21 protein-coding genes and 1 tRNA gene are annotated in these 21,011 nt (G+C 68.0%); 10 read left to right on the top strand and 12 right to left on the bottom strand.

Annotation, left to right across the window (positions count from 1 at the left end; translation table 11 throughout):
- Nucleotides 1-42 precede the first annotated feature (42 nt).
- Both NJQ98_RS15275 and NJQ98_RS15280 read right to left on the bottom strand, forming a co-directional pair.
- Nucleotides 43-549, bottom strand: a complete 507-nt coding sequence (locus NJQ98_RS15275) for a histidine kinase (protein ID WP_262180227.1) — start codon at nt 547-549, stop codon at nt 43-45.
- Nucleotides 550-577: 28 nt separating this feature from the next.
- Nucleotides 578-721, bottom strand: coding sequence for a hypothetical protein (locus NJQ98_RS15280; protein WP_262180228.1), 144 nt, complete (start codon nt 719-721; stop codon nt 578-580).
- A gap of 38 nt (nt 722-759) precedes the next feature.
- Here NJQ98_RS15280 and NJQ98_RS15285 point away from each other — a divergent pair, with 38 nt between their 5' ends.
- The 3 genes from NJQ98_RS15285 to NJQ98_RS15295 all read left to right on the top strand — a co-directional run bounded on the left by NJQ98_RS15285 (nt 760) and on the right by NJQ98_RS15295 (nt 2,862).
- Nucleotides 760-2,073, top strand: a complete 1,314-nt coding sequence (locus tag NJQ98_RS15285) for an RNA-guided endonuclease InsQ/TnpB family protein (RefSeq protein ID WP_284438595.1) — start codon at nt 760-762, stop codon at nt 2,071-2,073.
- A 202-nt stretch (nt 2,074-2,275) separates the two neighbouring features.
- Nucleotides 2,276-2,512, top strand: coding sequence for a hypothetical protein (locus NJQ98_RS15290; RefSeq protein WP_262180230.1), 237 nt, complete (start codon nt 2,276-2,278; stop codon nt 2,510-2,512).
- A complete protein-coding gene (locus NJQ98_RS15295) occupies nt 2,509-2,862 on the top strand; it encodes a type II toxin-antitoxin system PemK/MazF family toxin (protein WP_262180232.1) in 354 nt (117 codons plus the stop codon). The genes NJQ98_RS15290 and NJQ98_RS15295 overlap by 4 nt, the downstream gene beginning before the upstream one ends.
- A 78-nt stretch (nt 2,863-2,940) precedes the next feature.
- Here NJQ98_RS15295 and NJQ98_RS15300 read toward each other — a convergent pair whose 3' ends face one another.
- The 3 genes from NJQ98_RS15300 to NJQ98_RS15310 all read right to left on the bottom strand — a co-directional run bounded on the left by NJQ98_RS15300 (nt 2,941) and on the right by NJQ98_RS15310 (nt 6,594).
- Nucleotides 2,941-4,596 (bottom strand): histidine kinase N-terminal 7TM domain-containing protein, encoded by a 1,656-nt coding sequence (locus NJQ98_RS15300; RefSeq protein WP_262180234.1) that lies wholly within the window; start codon nt 4,594-4,596, stop codon nt 2,941-2,943.
- Nucleotides 4,597-4,793: 197 nt separating this feature from the next.
- Complete coding sequence (locus tag NJQ98_RS15305) at nt 4,794-5,717, bottom strand: UbiA family prenyltransferase (protein WP_262180236.1); 924 nt, start codon at nt 5,715-5,717, stop codon at nt 4,794-4,796.
- 94 nt (nt 5,718-5,811) lie between these two features.
- Entirely contained in the window at nt 5,812-6,594 is a 783-nt protein-coding gene (locus NJQ98_RS15310) for a formate/nitrite transporter family protein (RefSeq protein ID WP_262180238.1), read from the bottom strand.
- Between the two features lie 192 nt (nt 6,595-6,786).
- On the opposite strand from NJQ98_RS15310, the gene NJQ98_RS15315 reads away from it, so the two are divergent.
- Entirely contained in the window at nt 6,787-8,625 is a 1,839-nt protein-coding gene (locus NJQ98_RS15315) for an ArnT family glycosyltransferase (protein WP_262180240.1), read from the top strand.
- Between the two features lie 136 nt (nt 8,626-8,761).
- Nucleotides 8,762-9,727 carry an AAA family ATPase gene (locus NJQ98_RS15320; RefSeq protein ID WP_262180242.1) on the top strand — a complete coding sequence of 322 codons (966 nt, stop codon included), beginning with the start codon at nt 8,762-8,764 and terminating at the stop codon, nt 9,725-9,727.
- On the opposite strand, the gene NJQ98_RS15325 is transcribed toward NJQ98_RS15320, so the two are convergent.
- Genes NJQ98_RS15325 through NJQ98_RS15340 form a run of 4 tightly spaced genes read right to left on the bottom strand, consistent with a single transcriptional unit; the run spans nt 9,699 to nt 13,046 of the window.
- A complete protein-coding gene (locus NJQ98_RS15325; RefSeq protein ID WP_262180243.1) occupies nt 9,699-10,385 on the bottom strand; it encodes a DUF7519 family protein in 687 nt (228 codons plus the stop codon). The genes NJQ98_RS15320 and NJQ98_RS15325 overlap by 29 nt on opposite strands.
- Entirely contained in the window at nt 10,373-11,662 is a 1,290-nt protein-coding gene (locus tag NJQ98_RS15330; protein ID WP_262180245.1) for a DUF58 domain-containing protein, read from the bottom strand. Before NJQ98_RS15330 ends, NJQ98_RS15325 begins: the two co-directional genes overlap by 13 nt.
- The gene (locus tag NJQ98_RS15335) at nt 11,659-12,237 is read right to left on the bottom strand and encodes a DUF7269 family protein (RefSeq protein ID WP_262180247.1); all 579 of its coding nucleotides are present in this window, start codon (nt 12,235-12,237) and stop codon (nt 11,659-11,661) included. The genes NJQ98_RS15330 and NJQ98_RS15335 overlap by 4 nt, the downstream gene beginning before the upstream one ends.
- Nucleotides 12,234-13,046, bottom strand: coding sequence for a DUF4129 domain-containing protein (locus NJQ98_RS15340; protein WP_262180249.1), 813 nt, complete (start codon nt 13,044-13,046; stop codon nt 12,234-12,236). The genes NJQ98_RS15335 and NJQ98_RS15340 overlap by 4 nt, the downstream gene beginning before the upstream one ends.
- Before the next feature lie 158 nt (nt 13,047-13,204).
- On the opposite strand from NJQ98_RS15340, the gene aglM reads away from it, so the two are divergent.
- A complete protein-coding gene (gene aglM / locus NJQ98_RS15345; protein ID WP_262180250.1) occupies nt 13,205-14,509 on the top strand; it encodes a UDP-glucose 6-dehydrogenase AglM in 1,305 nt (434 codons plus the stop codon).
- Between the two features lies 1 nt (nt 14,510).
- Here aglM and NJQ98_RS15350 read toward each other — a convergent pair whose 3' ends face one another.
- Genes NJQ98_RS15350 through NJQ98_RS15360 form a run of 3 tightly spaced genes read right to left on the bottom strand, consistent with a single transcriptional unit; the run spans nt 14,511 to nt 17,576 of the window.
- Nucleotides 14,511-15,479, bottom strand: a complete 969-nt coding sequence (locus NJQ98_RS15350) for an NAD-dependent epimerase/dehydratase family protein (protein WP_262180252.1) — start codon at nt 15,477-15,479, stop codon at nt 14,511-14,513.
- A complete protein-coding gene (locus tag NJQ98_RS15355; protein ID WP_262180254.1) occupies nt 15,472-16,407 on the bottom strand; it encodes an NAD-dependent epimerase/dehydratase family protein in 936 nt (311 codons plus the stop codon). Before NJQ98_RS15355 ends, NJQ98_RS15350 begins: the two co-directional genes overlap by 8 nt.
- Nucleotides 16,404-17,576, bottom strand: a complete 1,173-nt coding sequence (locus NJQ98_RS15360) for an NAD-dependent epimerase/dehydratase family protein (RefSeq protein ID WP_262180256.1) — start codon at nt 17,574-17,576, stop codon at nt 16,404-16,406. The genes NJQ98_RS15355 and NJQ98_RS15360 overlap by 4 nt, the downstream gene beginning before the upstream one ends.
- A 158-nt stretch (nt 17,577-17,734) precedes the next feature.
- Here NJQ98_RS15360 and NJQ98_RS15365 point away from each other — a divergent pair.
- The 4 genes from NJQ98_RS15365 to NJQ98_RS15380 all read left to right on the top strand — a co-directional run bounded on the left by NJQ98_RS15365 (nt 17,735) and on the right by NJQ98_RS15380 (nt 21,011).
- Nucleotides 17,735-17,807, top strand: a tRNA-Pro gene (locus tag NJQ98_RS15365).
- A gap of 109 nt (nt 17,808-17,916) precedes the next feature.
- Nucleotides 17,917-19,530, top strand: a complete 1,614-nt coding sequence (locus tag NJQ98_RS15370) for a hypothetical protein (RefSeq protein WP_262180258.1) — start codon at nt 17,917-17,919, stop codon at nt 19,528-19,530.
- Nucleotides 19,531-19,683: 153 nt separating this feature from the next.
- Nucleotides 19,684-20,451: a Nif3-like dinuclear metal center hexameric protein gene (locus tag NJQ98_RS15375; protein ID WP_262180260.1), complete on the top strand. Its 768-nt coding sequence runs from the start codon at nt 19,684-19,686 to the stop codon at nt 20,449-20,451.
- Nucleotides 20,448-21,011 carry a SprT-like domain-containing protein gene (locus tag NJQ98_RS15380; RefSeq protein WP_262180262.1) on the top strand — a complete coding sequence of 188 codons (564 nt, stop codon included), beginning with the start codon at nt 20,448-20,450 and terminating at the stop codon, nt 21,009-21,011. Before NJQ98_RS15375 ends, NJQ98_RS15380 begins: the two co-directional genes overlap by 4 nt.

A 21,011-nucleotide genomic window follows, 5' to 3' on the forward strand; every position in this document is an offset into this window, starting at 1 on the left:
ATAGAATATACTCATCCCCGCCTGCAACCGGTATCTCCAGTATCATACAGGTCTCCGACGTGTCCGACTCGAACTTAACGGAGCCGCCGACGATGTCGGTGCCCCAGACCACCAGCGCGAGCTTGTAGTTCTCGATACGGACCACAAGGTCTCCTCGCCCGCCTCGACGATGACTGGAACCTCCGGCTCCAAACTAAAATGGTGTTGGGCGGCGTTCTCGATGACGTTCGAACAGACGACATCGAAGAGGCCGTCGACGAGGATCTCTCCCGGCCCGGGGTTGTAGTCGATATTTACCTCGGGGTACCTGCGCGCGGTCGCGTCGACGCACTCCCGGAGAATCGCGTCCAGTCGCAGGTCCTCGCGGTCTGTCCGGCCCTTCTCGAAGACGTCGATAATCTTGCGGACCTTCTCGCCGGTCGCCCCTATCTCGATGGCGTTCTGTTTGAGGGTGTCGGCCTTCCGCTGGCTGTTGTGGGTCGCCAGATAGCCGGCGTGGCCGAGGATGACTGCAGCAAGCGGAAGTCCACCCCTTTGGGGTGGGTCCAAGCGACAGCAGGGCCGCCTCGACCACAGGTTATGTATCGTTTGGATGTTCCACGGCTTCCAGACCGGCTTCGATTACCTCCTGATATGCTTCTGTGAGGTCGATTTCCTGCTGTTCAGCGTAGTCTTTCACCTGTCCGTTCAGTGTGTGGGAAACGTCGATGTTCGGTCGCATCTGACTTGTCCAAAAGACATTTAGACATAGAGTTACTAATGTCTGTTGTCGTGAGGCGAACCAATACGTTCACCGTGCGACCGCTCTCCGAGGGCGACGAGCGGCTACTGCGGGACTTGTTGGACGCCTCTGCAAGCCTGTGGAACGAACTCAACTACGAGCGCCGCCACCAGTTTTTCAACGGCGAAAGTATCTGGGATACCGCCGACTACCGGAAACAGTACGTCGACGTTCTCGGAAGTGCCATAGCTCAGCAGGTGATACGGAAGAACAAATCCGCATGGCAGTCCTTCTTCGCTGCTCGCGAAAACGGCGAAAACACTGCCCCACCCGGCTACTGGGGCAACGAGGATGATGGACGCGAGCTACGCACCTTCATCCGTAACGACCAGTACACCCTTGAAACCGGAGAGCGGTCGCGGCTAGAAATTCCGGTCGGTCAAGACCTGAAAGACGAGTACGGGCTTGGCTATTACGACCGTCTACGGTTGGAGGTGTGCGGCGCTCTGAAGTGGGAGGGAGATCAGAGCCGTTTGGAGATACAGTATGACGAGGTTGACGACATGTTCAGAGCCTTTCAGCCTGTCACCGTACCCGATTCTCGGCAGGATTCACCACTGGCCTCCGAAGAGGCCGCGCTGGACGTGGGCGCTAACAATCTCGTCGCCTGTACTACAACGACCGGCCAGCAGTACTGCTACGAAGGCCGGGACCTGTTCGACCGATTCCGTGAGACGACCCGAGAGATTGCCCGTCTACAATCCGAACTGCATGAGGGGCGATACAGCAGTCAGCGCATCCGGCGACTATACCGGAAGCGAACACGACGGCGCGACCACGCGCAAGAGACTCTGTGTCGTGACCTACTGGAACGGCTCTACCCCGAGGGTGTTGCTACGGTGTACGTGGGCGACCTCACAGATGTTCTCTCGGCCCATTGGTGTGCCGAGGTGAACGAGAAGACCCACCAGTTCTGGGCGTTCCGGGCGTTCATCGACCGATTAGCGTGTACCGCCGAGGAGTATGGTATCTCGGTAGAAGTTCGCTCCGAGGCCGACACAACCCGGATGTGTCCAGAGTGTGGCGAGCGAGAGAACACACAGCGCGACGGCGACGTGTTCCAGTGCCTGTGCGGGTACGAAGGCCATGCGGACCTCGACGCTTCGCGGACGTTGCTCAAACAACAGGCTGGCGAAATCGAAGTCGGGTCGATGGCTCGGCCCGTGCGTCTCAAGTGGGACGACCATGTTTGGTCGGAGCTATCACACTCTCCCGAGAGGGCAAGTCCCAACGAGGAGCGCACAAACCAGAGTACCGGCGACGGGAAAGTTGCCTCCGTGGGAACGGCATAGCCAACATCCCCACCGGAGGAATCCCACGGCTCAGGCCGTGGGAAGAAGTCAACTGGATGTTCGTCCGGATGTCGTGTCGGAAGACACGGTGGAGCACCTCTGGGCGCTGTTCCATCTCGAAGAGGTCGCTGATCCGGGTGTCTGTGGAAATGGGTAATGGTGGGCAAGTCTGATATAGCCGTGGGCAATAGTGGGTTACACGATGAAAGTTGACGCCGAGAAACTCCAGACGAACGAGACCGACGACCGGGGGCGGGTGTATCTTGGGACTGAGTACGCGAACAAGCGCGTTACGGTGGCTGTTGTTGAGGTTGAGTCCGAGACTCCTGACGAGGAAGAACTGGCCGCCGCGTATCGGGAGGCGTCGGAAAGCGCCAGTGAGCTTGCCGACGAGTGGGGCGGGGCTTCGGACGAGGCGTGGTCTGGACTTGATGAATGAGCGAACACACGGAGATTCGGCGCGGTGATGTCGTTATCGTTCGACTCGACCCTGCCGAGGGGCACGAAATGCGAAAAACACGGCCTGCGGTGGTGGTCCAGAACGATGTTGGGAACAGAAACTCGAACACAACAATCGTCGCACCGGCGACAGGGACGCACAGAGGCTATCCGTTCGAGGTACTCGTCGAAGCAGCGGACTCTCCGTTCGAAAAAGATTCCTCGGTGCGGCTCGATCAAATTCGAGTCGTGTCTGTCGAGAAGCGAATCCATTCGGTGGCTGGCAGTCTCGACGACTCGACAATGGGCGAGATCGACGACGCGCTCAAATTGAGCCTCGGACTCGACTGATCGGGAGACGCTTTGCGAAGCAATCAGTGTCAGATCTGTATTCGTTGAGAACGCAAGTATCAGCCACTGAAAACTGTATCAAGGGTTCACCCGCCCAGCTACCGGTATCTCCAGCGTCACACAGGTCCCCGCCGCGTCCGACTCGAATGCAACCGACCCACCGGCGATGTCGGCGCCCCAGACCACCAGCGCCAGCCCGAAGCCGCTGCCGTGTTTCAGCGGCGTTTCGGTCCCGTCCTCAACCAGAGCGAGTTCGTGGGGTTCGATGCCAGGGCCGTTGTCCGCGACGCGGACCTCGACGGTCTCCTCGCTCGCCTCGACGGTGACGCGCACCCACGGCTCCGAACTGGTGTTGTGCTGGGCGGCGTTCTCGATCACGTTCGAACAGACGATATCGAAGAGGCCGTCGACGAGGAGATTCTCGGGCCCGGAGTCGTACTCGACGGTGACCTCGGGGTAGCGCCGTTCCATCGCGTCCACACACTCCCGGAGAACGGCGTGTAGCCGCAGGTTCTCGCGCTCTTTCCGCCCCTCTTCGAAGACGTCGATTATCTCGCGGACCTTCTCGCCGGTCGCCTCGATCTCCAGGGCGTTTCGCTTGAGCGTCTCCGCTTTCGACTGGCTGTTGTGGGTCGCCAGATAGCCGGCGTAGCCGAGGATGACCTGAATGTTGGTTCGGATGTTGTGTCGGAAGACGCGGTGCAACACTTCTAGGCGCTGTTGCATCCGGAAGAGGTCGCTGATGTCGTGGAGCGTGATGATGCGGCCGATGGTCCGGTCGTGGACGTCGGTGACGGGGCTCTCGGAGACGTCGTAGGTCCGTCTGGTGCCCTTGGGCGTGAACACGCGTTTGTGCTGTGTCGTGTCCCCGATGGCGGTCAGCTCCGGACTCACGGTTTCGAGGGACTCCCCGAGCGCTCGCTCCGTCGTCGTCCCGAGGACGGTCGCCGCCCGGTCGTTCATGTCCACGATGGTCCCGTGGGTGTCCAGGACGAGGGCGCCTTGGTGCATCTGTTCGTACAGCGACCGGCGGGCATGACGAATCGGCGTCGGACTGGCGCCGAAGAGCTTGAACTGTGTCAGCGCCGAGAGATAGGCGACGCCCGACAGCGTGAACGCGACCGGCGTCGGGTCGATGCCGGCGGTCGGCAGGTAGCCCGACAGGTGTGCCAGATTCGTCGCCCACGGGGCTATCAGGCCGACGAGCAACGTGAGAGACTGGCCGCGGAAGGAACGCACCTGGCTCGTGATGAGTTTAAACAGCGGGACGAGCCCGAGGAAGCCGAGCAGATAGGTGTAGACGGCGATTACCCAGAACCACGGGCCGGGCGTCCGGCTCAGGGTCAGGATGCCGTCCTGGTGGATGAGTGTCGCGTCGAGATAGATGAGGTGGTGAAACTGGTCGGTGAAACCGAGAAACGCGGTGATCGCGGGGACGATCATGATCAACAGGACGTGTCGCCTGGTCGTGTACTCGTTGTAGCCGCCGTATTCGAGCGCGAACAGCAGCCAGGCGGCCGGGATGAGCGCCACGCCGAGCCACGTGCTGTTGGAGAAGAGCACTTTCATCCCGAGCGTCGTCGCCTCAATCCGGAAGATGAGCGTCGCCGACCACCAGCACTGACCGGCCATGAGGAAGACCAGCGGGACAGCCCCCGGCTCCGGGCGCTCTCGCCACGCCAGCAGCCCGGTCGTCACGCCGACGGCAATCGACGCAAGTAGTGCCAACTTCATCAACAGCAGGGTAGACACAACTTACCATAACTGGCAGTTAGTGATACTAATAAGATAGGGGCTACTGACAGTGGCCCATCCAATCGTCATTAATACCCTGTCTGGTACACGGATTGTTCACAATCAGTAGAAAAAATGGACCGGTTGCATCGGGGTGGCCGCGTCGGGTCGGTTACACGGGGCGAGGGTCTACCCGCTCACAGGAGCGGGACGACCACGAGCGCCAACACGGGCAACCGGCTGCACTCAGCGGCGACGGTGAGCCCGCCGTTGTTATCGGTACGGCCAAGGCCGGCGACGATGACGGCCAGATACACCACACTGACGAGGAGCCACGCCAGCTCCGGAAGGGCCAGAAGCCCCTCGACGAACGCGGTGACGAGGAGTGCGCCGGCGAGGCCGGACACTCCGTAGAGGGCGTAGCGCGTGCCCCTGACACCCAGGACGACCGGGAGCGTCTTCACGCCGATTTCCCGGTCGCCGACGCGGTCTCGGACGTTCGGTATCTCCACTCTGATGAACGAACTCAGGAAGAAAAACAGGAAGATGACGCCCGCAGCGGGCGGTATCGGTCCCTCGGCGAACGCCATCGGTAGGAAGACGATGACGAGCGCCCAGGCGCCGGCGACGAGGACCGAATTGAGGACGAACACCTGTTTGAGACGCTTCACCTGGCCGATACTGGGCAGCCAGTCCTGGGCGTAACAGAGCCAGGCGACGCCCGGGACCAGCGCCAGTCCGAAGGCGGCCGGCCCGCCGAGGACGGCCAGTGCGACCGCGAGCCCGTACGCGGCGGCGGAGAGGGCATACAGCAGGCGGTGGTAGCGTTGGACGAAGGCGGTCCGCGCCGGCGTGGTCCGCTCGTCGGTTTCGAGGTCGGCCACCCTGTCGTTGCCGTACACCGCAAAGGTCAACAGCCCCGCGACGAGGGCCGCCGGGGTCAGCGGGAGCGAGAGCAGTTCCGTCACGATGAGCACTTCGGCCGCCGCGATGATCGCGAGATACGCGGAGCTAAACAGGAGGAAGTTCTTCAACAGGGTCCCGAGCCGATACAGCCTCGGCGGAACCGCGCGGAGCAATACTGACGAGTCGTTCGTATTTGTCTGTGGTTTGATTGCCATTACTGCAGATAAATATTTGCAAGAGAGAGTGAAAATCACCCGCTGCGTTCCCAATACTAATACGGGAAATATATGGAAGCCTGTCCAGTTTCGCTCACCCCTCGCTGGCACCGGCGGCCTGGGCGACGTGTGCGAACGTCACCAGCCCCAGGCCGCCGGCGAGGTTGCCCGCGGTGACGGTCCCCATCACGACGGCGAACCGGATGAGGCCGACGCCGGCGCCGAACAGGCCGCCCAGCAGGACGTGTAACGCCGTGACGACGACGTGTTCGAACGGGCCCAGCGCGAGGAAGACGCCGACGAGATAGGCCAGCGTCAGCCGGCTCCCGTCGCTCTCGACCGAGACCAGGAGAAAGGAGAGCAGACTCACCAGCGCGCCCCCCGCGATGGCCCGGGCGAGGGAGGCCGGGAGGCTCCGCGAGGTGCTCTCGGTGGCGACGGCGGCCAGTATCTCGTTCGCCCCCGACGGGAGGGCGCCGCCGACGGCGAAGACGAGCGAGAACAGCCCGCCCCCGACCAGATTGAACAGGAGCGTTACGACCCACAGCCGGAGGAGCGACCAGGCCACGTCGGGGTCGCCGCTGTCGACGGCCGCGGCGACCGGGTCGGAGAAGTTCTCGTTGAACAGCTCCGTCCGGCCCGCGACCAGGAAGACGACGCCGACGCCGAAGGCGAGCGCACCGCCCAGCCTGGCGACGCCGTGGCCGACCGGCTCCAGGGCGCTCTCGACGATGCCCAGCCCGACGAGCCCGAAGACGACGGTAAAGCCCGCGATGAAGCTCGTCGAGACGAGTTCGAGCAGCGACTGGTCGAGCCGTCGTCGCCCCTCCGCGACCGCCCGGTCGAATATCTCCGCCGGCGTCGGCTCGCTCGCCATGCCCGACGCTCGCCCCCGGGCCGGAAAACGACCGCCGGGCGTTCGCGGTCCTAGCCGGTGCTTATCGGCCGGCCGTGTCGAACTCGCGTCCCGTGGCAGGGCGAGAGTACCCGAACGGACAGCCGGCAGTGTGGGAGTGGGCGCACAGCCAGAGTGATTACTTTTTATACACCCTCTCCCAAACCGAATCCAATGGGTCCCCGCACAGACTGGCTCGGTCGCGCGAAGCGCCAGCTGTATCGGGACCTCCGTACCGACCCGTATCTGCCGTATCTCCTGCTCGCGGCGCTGTTGCTCTCCGGATTCGGTTTCTGGCATCGCATCCCCGTCTTCGCGACCTGGGACGAACACGACCGGGTGTTAGACGCCCTGGTGGCCTACGCCGAAATCGTCAACGACCCCAGCATCGAGGGGGTCCGCGAGGGGATTTCTTGGAGTCGGGCCCCCTTCGGCGGCACGCTGTGGGTGTACCTGCTGGCGGTGTTGCCGGTCGTCCTGGTCGCCCTCGCAACCGGTCAGGGCGACGCCATCGCGGCGATGCGGGACCCGGTCTACACCTACGGCCACTACCAGGTGTGGGCGGAGACGCCCCGATGGATCTGGACGTGGAGCCTCGCCTTCGTCCGCCTGACGAACGTCGCCTTCGCCGTCGTCACCGTCTATCTGCTCTACCGGCTGGGGACTCGCCTCGAAGACCGCGCTACCGGTCGGTGGGCCGCGCTCCTGCTGACGCTGACCTTCGGCTTCCTCAAACTGGCCAAGGAGGGCGGCGAGGACATGCCGGCGACGATGTGTTTCGTGGCCGCGCTCTACTTCCTGGTCGGCTACGTCCGGACCGGCGACCGCCGCCAGTTCTACGCCGGCAGCGCCGCTGGCGGGCTCGCTATCGCGTTCAAACTCACGCTCGGGCTGGCGGTACTGATTATCCTCCTCGCGTTCCTGCTGCGTGCCCGCGTGGCAGACGGTCCGCTCCGGCGGGTACTGTGGCAGCCCCGGCTGCTGGTCGGCGGGGCGGCGCTGGGGGCGCTCATGATAGTGGTCGGTCACCCGACGGCGCTGGTCGGCGATTTCGAGGCGGTGGGGCATCGTTGGTTCGGCCGCATCGGCCGGCCCAATCGCGTCGTCGGGCCCACGGCGCCGACGTGGTGGTGGTTCCTGCGGACCTACGGCAGCGCCTTTGGCTGGCCGCTGTTGCTCGGCGCCGTCGGCGGGCTGGTCGCGAGCGCCGTGCACCTGGCCCGCCTCGCGCCGGACCGGACGGCCCTCCGGGAGCGGGTCCCGGGGTTCGACGAGCGGGCGCTGGTGGTCGGGGCGCTGCTCGTCTTCCTCCTCTTTTTCGCGCGGTGGCACGACTGGCGGGTCCACCACATCCTCCCTACCTTCCCGCTCGCGGCGCTGTTGCTCGCCGATTCGCTCCGGCGGCTCTCCGCCCACCGCCGGCGGGTCGCCCGCGCGGCGATGGCGTTCGTCGTCGTGACCTCGGCCCTCTACGCCGGCGTCGGCGTCGGTCAGTTCGCCTCGATGCCCCGCGACGAGGCGACCGAGTGGCTCACCGAGAACGCCGACGAGGACGCCACGATGGAAGTGTACTTCCACGCGTTCTTCGAGAACGCCGTCCCCCACGGGATGGACCTCAACATCCCTCCCGAGGAGACGGGCGAGCTCGACCCCTGCCCCGACTACATCCAGGTCGGCGACAAGGAGCTGCTGTATCTCCAGGACATCCCCGAGTCCCAGCGTAGCTCGGAGGTCGACTTCTATGCGGAGCCCCGCCAGGAGTACATCCGGGCGCTGGTAGACGGCGAGTACGACTACGAGATAGTCGCGGAGTTCGGCGAGCGCCCCCCGAACTTCGCCCCCCACCGCCCGGAGCCGGGGTCGCTCCGCGAGCTGGCGCCGCTGGGCGTCTACCCGCATAGCGACCAGTACGGCGACGAACAGGAGCTCGCGAGCGACCAGTACGTCGCGATTCTGCAGCGGCAAGGCGAGTGTACCCAACCGGCCGAGGCGACCCGCGACGCACCGTGGTGAGTCACTCGCCCCACGTAGACGCTCATCGCAGCGTTGTAGCACGCTGGGGGCCATCAGGCCCTCGCACCGGCCGGTACCGCGCTCTCGGCCGGTAGGGCGGCGATAACAAACCACCGTAGCCGCCCACCCTCGCCCGATGAACACGGACACTCCTGCGGACCACTGCGACGCCGTCATCGACGCCGTCTCCGGCGCCGTCATCGTCGACCGGGAGACGCTCGAAACCGTCCTCTCGGGGTTTCTGGCGCGCGGACACGTCCTCCTGGAGGACGTCCCTGGCACCGGTAAGACGCTGACCGCCCGCTCGCTGGCCGGGGCGCTGGGCCTGTCGTTCTCCCGCATCCAGTTCACGCCGGACCTGCTGCCGGCGGACGTGACCGGGACCTACGTCTTCGACGAGCAGTCGGGGGAGTTCCAGTTCCGGCCCGGCCCCATCTTCGGCAACGTGGTGCTGGCCGACGAGATAAACCGAGCGTCGCCAAAGACACAGGCCGCGCTGCTGGAAGCGATGGCCGAGGGGCAGGTGACAATCGAGGGGCGGACCCACGACCTCCCCGAGCCGTTCTTCGTCATCGCGACGCAGAACCCCATCGAGCAGGACGGCACCTTCCCGCTGCCGGAGGCACAGGTCGACCGGTTCGTGGTGAAGACGAGCCTCGGGTATCCGGACGCGGCCGGCGAGCGCGAACTCGTCGACCGCCGGGCCGCCCGCACGGACCGCACGCCCGGCGTCGAGGCCGGGAGCGTCGACCCGGCCGCGCTCCGGCGGGCGCCCGAGGCCGTCCACGTCGCCGACGCGGTCCGGGACTACGTCGTCGACCTCTCCCGGGCGACCCGCGAGGACGCCCGCGTCGCGACCGGCGTCTCCCCGCGGGGGACCCAGCGGCTGTTCGAGGCGGCCCGGGCGCTCGCGGTCGTCCGCGGTCGCGACTACGTCACGCCCGACCACGTCGCCGACGTCGCGCCGGCCGTCCTCGGACACCGCCTCGTCCTGACGCCGGACGCCCGCGTGGAGGACGTGGCCAAGGACGCGGTCGTCGCGGACCTGCTCGACGACGTGGCGGTGCCGACGGTCACCTATACAGCAACGCCAGCAGAGTGACCGCGGCGGCAAGCAGGAGGACGAGCCCGCTCAGGGGCAGGCCGGTCGCCCCGTGGTCGTAGACGAGCAGCGCCGCGGCCACCGTGGCGGCGCCGTAAGCCGACGTGGCCCCGGTGTGTACCAGCTCGACGGTACGGGTCCCGGCGTCGGTCCGGAGCTGTTCGCCGAGGCTGATGCCGTGTTCCGCGGCGTCCCACGCGGCGACGGCGGCGGCGGCCGCGCCCAGCAGGCGCAGCGGGCCGGCGGCCTCGAAGATACCGGCCAGCGACACGCCGACTATCATGACCGCGAGCCCGGCCGAGACGAACCGGCGGGCAAATCGCTGCCGTATCGGGCGGACGCCGAGCCCGACGAGCGCCATCCCGACGAGGCCGGGCACCAGTTCGATGCTGTGGCGGGGGTCGGCGAGCGTCTCGCCACGGAGTATCGCCCCGACCACGAGCGCCGCCCCCAGCGCCGTCCAGAGCCGCCCCTGTGGCACCGGCGCCGAGAACTCCCGGCCGCCGGCGGCGACGAGGCCGGTCCCGGCGAGCGCGGCGAGGACGGCGACGCGCTGGTCGAGCGTCGGCGCGAGTATCGCCGTCGAGGCGGCACAGAGCAGGAGGGCGAGCGCGCTGGCCAGCGGCGTCGGCCGGTGGGCGACGCTCACGCGGACCACCGCCGTCGCCGCTCGTCCAGCAGCACCGCCCCGAGCGGCGTCGCCGTGTCCCAGTCGACGACCGGGATGTCGGCCCCGCGTAGAGCGCGCAGTCGGAGGGTGCGCTCCCGGCGGGCCAGCCGCTGGCCGAGGCTCCCGTCGGCAGTCACGTCGGGGCTGACGACCGTCGTGGTGTGACCGGCCGCCGCGAGGGTCCGGATAGTCTCGACGATTCGCCGGTCCGTGAGCGGCGAGAGGACGACGACCTGCGTGTCGGTCCCGAGCCGCTTCCGCAGCAGCGTCGCCTGCCCGTCGAGGTCGTCCTCGCCGTCGCCGTCCCGACCCGTCCGGACCGCGCCGGGCGGCGTCGCGTCGAAGGCCGGGTGGGTCGCGAGCAGCCGCCACAGCGCCGCCTCGTGGTCCGGTCCGACGCCGGGGGCCCGAAAGCAGGGCTCCCGGCCGAAGGCGGCCAGGCCGACGGCGTCCCGGGTGTCCGAGAGGGCCGAGACGAGCTGCTCGGCGCCGGCGAGGCAGTGGGCGACCGCGTTGGGTCGGTCCTCGGCCGCGGCCCGGTAGGCGGGCGCGCGGGCGTCGACCAGCAGGCAGACCGACGTGGGGCGCTCCTCGCGGAACTCGACGGTGGTGAGCTCGCCGGTCCTGGCCCACCGCTTCGAGTCGATACGGCCTATCGGGTCGCCGGGGCGGTACTCCCGGACGGAGTGGAACTCGATGCCGCTGCCGCCCTCGTCCGTGACCAGCCGGCCCGCGTGGCCGTCCGGGTCCGGCCGGACGGGGAGCTCGGGGACGGCGTCCCCGACCTGTATCTCGGTGCCGGCGGCGACCGTCGTCTCGACCTCGTGGGCGCCCGTGATGTCGCGGGCGACGACCGTCGCCGGGTCGAACTGGTGGCGGCCGGGCTCGGCCGCGACGGCGTAGCTGAACTCGGCGGTCCCGCCCGGCCGGAGCACGGCGGCGTGGCGCGGGCTCCCCTCGGCGACCGAGAGCATCGCCGGGACGCCGTCGATTACGCGGCAGTCCGCGAGCGTCCGGTCGCCGGTGTTTCTCACCCTGGTCGTGACGGGCACCGGCTCGCCGCGGGCGGGTCGGGCCTCGCCTACCTCCCGCTCCAGTTCCAGCTCGACCGTCGGCGGGCGCGAGAGCCGCGGATAGACCGCCAGTCCGGCCCCGACGACGCCGACCAGCAGCGCCGCGGGCCGGTCGGTCAGGACGCCGACGGCGACGAACCACAGCGCGACGGCGACGATACCGCGCCAGCGCCCGGTCGCCCGGACCGTCACTGCCCATCACCGCCGTCGACCAGCGCCCGGACGGTCCGCCGGGCCGCGTACTGGGTCCAGGCGTCCCCCCGCAGCGCGGACCGCAGGCGCTCGGCCACCGTCGGCCCGCTCGCGTCGGTGGCCAGGAAACGGGCCGCCACCGAGTCGTCGGTCCAGGCCCCGGCCTCGACGCGCTCCCTGGCGGCCGCTTTGCTCCGGCTTCCGCCGCGTTCCCCGTAGACGGCCGCGGCCCGGAGCCGCTCGCGCAGGTAGCCGCGGTCGGCCGCCGAGAGTGCCCACGGCCACCGGCCGAGCAGGTCGTCGACCCGCTCGCCCGGCCGCGGGGCGTCGGGGACGGTCTCGGGGTCCGGCGGGGCCGCCTGCTCGACGCGCCCCACCGCACGCCGGGCGACCATCCAGCCGAGGACGGCCAGCGCGACCCCGCCGAAAGCCCCGAGCAGGAAGTAGTCGTTGCCGACGAACGCGACGACCGCCTCGACGGGCAGCAGCGTCGCGACGCCCGGGACCAGCGCCACGGCGACGGCGACGACGCCGAGCCCGACGAGCGCGGCGGCGCGGCGGCCGCTCGCTCTCACGCGGCCCCACCGTCGAGCCGGGCGAGCGTCTCGCGGGCGACGCGGGCCTGTTCGTCCGTCGGGGGCTGGGTCCCGTACCGGACGTCCTCGAAGGCCCGCCGGAGCCGGTCGACCTGCGCCGGGTCGAAGCCCGTCTCGACCGCGCGGCGGGCGCAGTCCCGCGGCGTCCGCGTCCGCGGGCGGTCGACGCCGGCCCGCTCGATGAGCTCGGCCCACGCCCGCTCCACGTCGTTTTGCGGGGCCGACGACAGCGGCTCGGCCGCGGAGTCGCCGGGGTCGCCCTCGCCTGCCCGACGGAGCCGGTCACGGTAGCGGTAGGCGAGGATTACGGCCGCGAGCAGGGGGACGAGCGCCAGGAAGTACCACAGCGGCAGGCCCCCGGGAACGAGCCCGGCCCAACCGGTCGAGTCCGATAGGCCGGTCTGTTCGGGACCGCTCCTATCGGCGCTGTCGGCCCGCTCGCCGCCCGCGTCCCCGCCCTGGGAGGCCTGGTCCCCAGCGCTCTCTCCGGCTTCCCGGCCCTCCGATGCTCCGTCACCGGACTGTGGGTCCGGCCGCTGAGCGTCCCCGCCGTCACCCTGTCCATCGCGCTCCCCGCTCCCGCCCTGGCGGAAGGTCTCGTCGACGGTCTCCGCCGCCGACTCTACCCCGCCCTGGTCGTCCTCGCCCAGCGGCAGGGCGTCCCACTGGACGTCGACCGCGTCGGCCGGGTCAGTCGACATCGACGCCGCCAGCGTCGACGCCGAGAGCCCGATGGCGGCGACGACGACGACGGCCATCCCGGCCGAGAGTAGTCGTTCGGTGTTCATTCGGCTGGTCCCGGCTGGCACGTAGCCGAGCCTTGTTATGGACCGGCTATCGACCCGTAGCGGCCGCGAGCCGCGGCATCTATCGACCCAGACCGGAGGCCATACCCCCCGCCGAAGGACCCGAATTCTCATCACCCGTGACGGCGAAGTCGGGGGCGATGAACGTCAGTATCGTCGGCAGCGGCTACGTCGGCACCACGGTCGCGGCGTGTCTGGCCGACCTCGGACACGAGGTCACGGCGATAGATATCGACGAGGCCGTCGTCGACGCTATCAACGACGGCGAGGCGCCGATTCACGAGCCGGGCCTGGACGAACTGGTCGCCGAACACGGCGGGGGGCGGTTGCGGGCGACGACGGACTACGACGCCATCCGGGACACCGACCTCACGATGCTCGCCCTGCCCACGCCGTCGAACGACGACGGCAGCATCGACCTCGGGTACATGGAGGCGGGCGCCGCGAGCGTCGGCGAGGCGCTGGCCGAGGGCGACGGGCGCGACCAGCCCCATCTCGTCGTCACGAAATCGACCGTCATTCCCCGGACGACCGACGAGCGTCTCGCCCCGCGCATCGCCGAGGCCGGCCTGACACGCGGCGAGGACTTCCTCGTCGCCTCGAACCCCGAGTTCCAGCGCGAGGGCACCGCCGTCGCGGACTTCCTGAACCCAGACAAGCTCGTCTTCGGGGCCGACGACGACCGTGCGTTCGACACCCTCAACGAGCTCTACGCGCCCCTGCGGGAGGCCGCCGACGGCGACGTGCCCGTCGTCGAGACCGGCATCGCCGAGGCCGAGATGATAAAGTACGCCAACAACACCTTCCTCGCCTCGAAGGTCTCGCTCATCAACGACATCGGCAACGTCTGCAAGGAGTTCGGCGTCGACGCCTACGAGGTGGCCGAGGCCATCGGGCTCGACGACCGCATCGGCGAGCGGTTCCTCAGAAGTGGCGTGGGCTGGGGTGGGAGCTGCTTCCCGAAGGACACCGACGCCATCATCGCCGCCGCCCGCGAGCAGGGGTACGACCCGGCGGTGCTCTCCGCGGCGGTCGAGCTGAACGACGCCCAGCCCGAACGCCTGCTCGCCCTGCTTGACGACCACGTCGACGTCTCGGGCAAGCGCATCGCCGTCCTCGGGCTGGCGTTCAAACCCGGCACGGACGACATCCGTAACACGCGGGCGGTCCCGGTCATCGAGGGGCTGCGCGAACGCGGGGCCGAGGTCGTGGCCTACGACCCCGTGGCGACCGAGAACATGCGCGAGCGGTATCCGGATATCGAGTACGCCGACTCGGCCGCCAGCGCCCTCGAAGGGGCCTCGGGCGCGGTCGTCGTCACCGACTGGGACGAGTTCGCGGCGCTAAACGGCGAGTTCGACGCGATGGATGAGCCGGTCGTCGTGGACGGTCGAAGAATCGTCGAGCGCCGGGACGGCATCACCTACGAGGGGCTGACCTGGTAGGCTACGACTCGGCCGCGAACCGCTCCCGGACGACCGATTCCACGTCGTATCTGGTCTCCCAGCCCAGCCGCTCCCGCGCGGCGGTCGTGTCGACGGGGAACTCCGAGACGAGCGTCTCCTCGCCGGCCCGCGGGTTCTCGACGAGTTCGATGTCGACCTCGCGGCCGTGCTCGGCCGCGACGGACTGGACGAGTTCGGCGACGGTCTCGACGCCGGGGTCCTCGTCGCTGGCTATCTCGTACTTCTCGACGCCGGTCTCACCCGCGTCGAGCTGTTCGACCAGCCGCTCGGCGCTGCGCAGGTACGCGCGGGCCACGTCCTTGACGTGGACGAAGTTCCGACACTGGGTGCCCGGTTCGTACACCGTCAGCGTCTCGCCGGCCATCGCCCGCGAGAGGAAGAAGTTGATGACGGTCCCCTTGGATATCTCCCGGCCGCCGACTTCGTGGCCGCCGTAGAGGTTGGAAATCATGAACTGGTGGGCCGGGAACGCGCCGTCGGCGAACTCTTCGATGGCTCGTTCGCTGAGCAGTTTGGTGCGGCCGTACCAGTTCATCGGGTCCCGAGGGTGGTCGACCGTGATGGGGAACTCCGTCGGGTCCCCGAGCACGGCCATCGAGAAGGGGAATATCATCGCGGCGCCGGTCTTGTGGCAGAACCACGCGACGTTTTCGGTCCCCTGGACGTTACACTCGTAGGCGAGGTCCTGCTTTGCCTCGCAGTCGTCGACGCCCGAGATGGCCGCCAGATGCATGACGACGTCGGCGCCGTCCAGCGTCTCCTCCAGGCGGTCGCGGTTCCGGATGTCGACGTGTTCGACGTCGACGTCGCCCACCGAGCGGACGTCGCCGAGATAGAAGTTGTCCAGTGCGGTAATCTCCCAGTCGGGGTGCTGTGCCTCCAGTTCGACGAGGACGCGGCTGCCGATGTAGCCGGCCGCGCCCGTGAGAGCGATGTGTGTCTCAGCCATCGGTGAATCTCCGTGCGATGTCGCGGACCCCCTCGCGGAGGGTCGTCTGCGGTTCGTAGCCCGTGCCCGCCAGCCGGTCGAAGTTGACGTGGTAGGACGGCCCGGGGTGTTCGTCCTCCAGATAGGTGATGTCGACCGCGCCGACCTCCTCGTCGACGATGTCGGCGATTTCGGATATCTGATAGTTGGCGTCGTTGGACCCGACGTTGTAGACCCGTTCGTCCCACGCGCCGGGCTCCAGGGCGGCGTGTTTGTACGCCCGAGCGGCGTCGCTGACGTGGATAAAGGGCCGCCAGTTCGACCCGTCGCCGTAGACGGTGAGGGTCCGCCCGGTCAGCGCCCGGAAGACGAAGTAGTTCACGACGAGGTTGAACCGGATGCCCGGCGAGTAGCCGAAGTTCGTCGCCATCCGCAGCGCCGTCCCGTCCATCCCGAACTCCTCGCAGGCCTCCCGGAGGAGCGCCTCCGAATCGAGTTTCGTCTCTGCGTAGGGGTTGATGGGGTCGGGGTCGACGGTCTCGTCGATGTCGGTGCTGGTCGCGCGGCCGTAGACGTTACACGAGGAGGCGAAGACGACGTTCTCGACGCCGAGTTTCCCGGCGGCCGTCAGGACGTTCTCGGTGCCGTCGTAGTTGACCGCGACGGTCTCCTCGCGGCGGTCGTGGGTGCTTGCGGCGCCCGTTATCGCGGCGAGGTGGACGACGGCGTCGACGCCCCGCATCGCGCTCTCGACGTCGCCGTACTCGCGGACGTCGCCCCGACGAAACTCCAGACTGCCGTTGACAGCGCCCATGAGCGCGCGCGGCGACCCCGACGCGAGGCTGTCGAGGACGACCACCTCGCCCACCCGGTCGTCGTCGGCCAGCCGGGGAATCAGGTCGCTCCCGATGTAGCCACAGCCGCCCGTGACCAGCACGTCGGTCGTCATTCGTCGACGAGCACGCCCGGCAGGAAGCGGTCCTCGTGGGCCTCGATGGTGTCGGCGTACGTGGTCAGCGTCTCGAAGATGTCTTCGACACCCTCCTCGAAGGTCTGGTCCTGGTCACCGATGAGGTCCGTGTACCGGGACTTCTCTATCTCCATCTTGTGTGTCTCGTCCTCGTCGCGCGGGTTCTCGAAGTGTTCGACGGCCACGTCGAGGTCGAACTGCTCGCCCACGTCGGCGATGGTCTCGGCTATCTCGACGATACTGATGGCGCGGGTCACCTGGTTGTACACCGTCAGCCCCTCCGGCCGGTCGTCGGCGTCGCCCAGAGCCAGCTGGGCCAGCCCCTCGACGGCGTCCTCAAGCGAGACGAACGGCTTGCGCTGCTCGCCCTTGCCGTAGACGGTGACGGGGTAGCCCGCGACGGCCTGCGCACAGAAGCGGTGCGTGACCGTCCCGAAGTAGTAGTCGAAGTCGAACCGAGTTTTGAGCCGCTCGTCCTCGCGGGTCTCCTCGGTCTCGGTCCCGTAGGTGATGGCGGTGCGCACGTCCGAGACGGGGATGTCGAACTGCTTGTGGGCCAGCCGCATGTTGGCCGCGTCGTGGGACTTCGTGAGGTGGTACCACGAGCCGGCCATCGCCGGGAACGGCACGTCGTCGGCCTCGCCCTGGTTCTCCATCGTCGCCCCGCCCTCGGGGATGGGGAACTCCGGCGCGCCGTAGACGCCCGTCGTCGTCGTCTCGACGAAGTGGGTGTCCGTGAGGTCGTGCTCTTCGAGCCCCCACAGGAGGTTTCGGGTGGCCTGGAGGTTGTTGTGCTGGGTGTAGTTGGCCCGCTCGCCGTTTATCTGGGAGTACGGCGCGGAGGGCTGGGCGGCGGCGTGGACGACGGTGTCGGGTTCGTGGACCTGGAGCAGCTCGTCGACGAAGTCCTTCTCGACGAGGTCGCCCTCGACGAAGGACATGTTCGAGATGCCGAGCGTCTCCTCGGCGGCGTCGAGCCGCTCGTCGATAGAGGCCACGGGGACGGCGCTGGTCGCGCCGACCTCTTCGACCCACTCGCGGCGGCCGAAGTTGTCCACGAGGAGGACGCGGTCGTCGGTTCGCGACGCGATACGCAGCGCTGTGGGCCAGCCGATGTAGCCGTCTGCCCCGGTGACGAGTATCGTCATTAGTTACTCAGTTCGTGAGTAACTCGCGGGAGATATATATTTTCTGTACTCCGGCCAGCAGAAGTCGGTGTCGAAATGCCAGTCCCCTCCACGTCCTCCGACGGTCGGTTCCGGAAGGGTTAAAAATCGTCCTCGCCATCGTTCAGTTGCTATCGCACGGGCCGGTGGGGTAGCCTGGTATCCTTCGGCCTTCGGGTGGCCGTAACCGCGATTCGAATTCGCGCCGGCCCACTTCTCCAAAACACTGTATTCAGGAGCGAAAGCGCCGATTACGGCGCTATTCGGACCGACCTGTTTCGGACCAACAATATTATGCGTATCCTTACACTGCCGGAAGTATATGCGATTGAACCGGTACTGGAAGCTCTTGCTGGTGGCTCTCTGCGCCTCTGTGGCCGTTCAGGCCGCGTATCTCCACAGCCACGGATTCCCGGCGCTTCTGGGTGGGCTCTTCCTGAAGATGGCGACAACAGTCGCCGATTCGGGGACGTTGCCGACGACGATTCAGGGCTTTACGACCGAGGGTATCCCCTTCGCGTACCCCCCGCTCGCGTTCTACGTCATGGCCGTCTTCCTGAAGCTGGGCGTCGACGGCGTGACGCTGCTGCGCTTTGGCGCCCCGGTCGTCCTCCTCGGTATCGTCGGGATGCTGTACCACCTCACGGTGGTGCTCACCGACAGTCCCGAGACGGGGTGTCTCGCCGGCATCGTCACCGGCACGCACGTCACGCTGAACGTGTTCCTCGTCGGCGCCAGCGGTTTCGTCCGGGGCCTGGGGTTTCTGTTCATGCTGGTCGCGCTGTTGGAGGCCTATCAGTACTTCGCCAACGGCGGCGGTCGGCGGGCCCTGGCGACCGCGACGCTGGGCTGGGGACTCGTCGTGTTGACCCATCCCGTCCACGCCGCGGCAGCGGGGGCGGGCGTCGCCGCCGCCTGGCTCGTCTGGGACCGCACGCCGCGGGGGCTCGCGGTCGGCGCGGGCGTCGCCGTCGGCGGGCTCGCCATCGCAAGCCCGTGGTGGCTCACCGTCGTCTCGAACCACGGCCCGGGCATCTTCTTCAACGGCGCGGGGTCGCACGGCTCGATGAACCACAGTCTCTCCGACCTGCAGGCGCTGGCGAGCTGGTTCCTGGACGGCGGCTACGTCATGAACTGGCCCGCCGTCTTCGCGGTGCTCGGTACCGTCGTGACGGTGGCCCGGGGGGACTGGGAACAGCCCGCCTGGCTCGCCGTCCCCGTCGTCCTCCTGGTACCGCCCCACGACCGTCTCGGGATACTCTTCATCGCGCCGCTGGGCGCGGTGGGGCTCGCGTTCACCTACTCGCTGCTCACGGCCCTCGATGTCGACCGGCTGGACCTGCCCGACTGGGACGGCGCTGTCCCGGACCGTCTGACCCAGCGGTTCGACCTGCCGGACCTGTCCGCCCAGCAGGTGGTCGCAATCGCGTTCGTCGTCGTCCTCGTCGGCCCGTTCGTGGGCCAGAACATGGTCGCGGCGTCGAGCACGAACCCGGACAGCCCGTTGCCGGTGTACGCCGACTCGGACGACCGGACGGCGATGGAGTGGATAGAGAACGAGACCGCTCAGGACACCCGGGTCGCCGTCGTCGGCGGGGCGAGCGAGTGGTTCCCGTATCTGGCGAACCGCACGTCCGTCATCGTGAAGTACGGGACCGAATGGTCGGGCGGTGAGACGTTCGACAGGCACGAGTCCGCCCAGAACCGGCTCACGAGGTGCTGGAACGCGTCGTGCGTGAACGCGACGCTCGGCGAGTACGGGTTCGCCTCGGAGGTCGATTACGTCTACGTCCCCCGAGGGTGGTTCGTCTCCGGCCGGGGCGGAGCGACGATTTCACCGGCGCTCCACGAGTCGATGCGGACCAGCGACCGGTTCACCCGGGTGTACCGTAACAGCGGCGTCGGCGTCTACGAGTACAACCGCACGCGGCGGTGAGGACGCCGGCCGCGGCGGTGATCTCACCTTCGCTCAGCCGTCTACCGGGCCCACGACAGTAGCGAAGAGCCGGTACGCTCACAGTGGTGTCGGTATCCCCCCGCGCTCGCTGCGGGCCGAAAACCTACCACCCCCGACGCCGAAGGGCCGCCAATGCACGCAGGGGACATCGCCAGTCGACTCGACGAGACACTCGACACCGAGGCCTACGCCGACATCGACGCCAGCCCAAACGGGCTCCAGGTCGGGCCCGCCGACCGTGAGGTCGAGACTGTCGCGGTCGCCGTCGACGCCGCCGCCGAGACCGCCGCGCGGGCCAGCGAGGCCGGCGCGGACCTCCTCGTGGCCCACCACGGCATCGTCTGGGGGAGCATCGAGCGCGTGACCGACAGCAACTACCGGCGCATCGCGCCGCTGATAGAGAACGACATCGCGCTGTACGTCGCCCATCTCCCGCTGGACGGCCACCAGCGACTGGGCAACGCCGCCGGGCTCGCGGACCTGCTGGACCTGGTGAACCGGGCGCCGTTCGGGGCGATGGGCGGGGAGTATATCGGCCAGCGGGGCCGTCTGACCGAGGCGACGCCGCTGTCGGCGCTCGCCGACCGGCTCGACGCCGACCTCGACACCGGCGGACAGCCGGTCCAGACGCTGGACTTTGGCCCCGAGACCGTCGAGGACGTCGCCATCGTCACCGGGAGCGGCGCCGACTGGCTCGACGAGGCCGTCGACGTCGGTGCGGACGTGCTCGTCACCGGCGAGGGGAAACAGCAGGTCTACCACGAGGCCCGGGAGGCCGGCATCAACGTCGTCCTCGCGGGCCATTACGCCACCGAGACGTTCGGCGTGGAGGCCCTGGGGGAACTGCTCGAAGACTGGGGGCCGGAGACGACCTACATCGACTGTCCGACCGGGCTGTGACGGGCGATATCGAGCACGCGGCCGTCGAGACCGACGCGGAGGTCGTCGCCTGGTCCCGGGACTACTGCCGCGGGGTCCGCCGCCAGCGGGGCGTCGACGTGCGCTTCGACCTCGTCGAGTGGGACGTTTCCCATCGGGCCAAGCGCCGAGCGGCGGCAGTCAAGCGGCCGAAACTGCCCGACGCGACGGTGGGCGAGCGCTACGACTGGGACGCCCTCGACGGGGCCGACGGGCGCCCGCTGCCGTGTACGCTCTCGTTGACCCGCGAGGCGTTCGACGCCTTCGACCGGGCCGAGTGGGCGGCGACGCTGCGCCACGAACTGATACACGTCGAGCAGTACCAGCGCGACGGGACGACCGACCACGGCGCGGCCTTCCGCGAGCGAGCGGCCGAGCTGGACACCGACGTTCACTGCCCGGTCTTCGCGGACGCGAAGTACGAGCTCGCTTGCGAGGCGTGTGGCGGGCTGGTCGCCCGACGCTACCGGGAGTGTAAGCTGGTCCGACAGCGCGACCGCTACCGCTCTGACTGCTGTGGGGCGCCGCTGGTACTCTCCTGA

It is taken from the genome of Haloarcula laminariae (genome assembly GCF_025457605.1).
Classification (GTDB): domain Archaea; phylum Halobacteriota; class Halobacteria; order Halobacteriales; family Haloarculaceae; genus Haloarcula; species Haloarcula laminariae.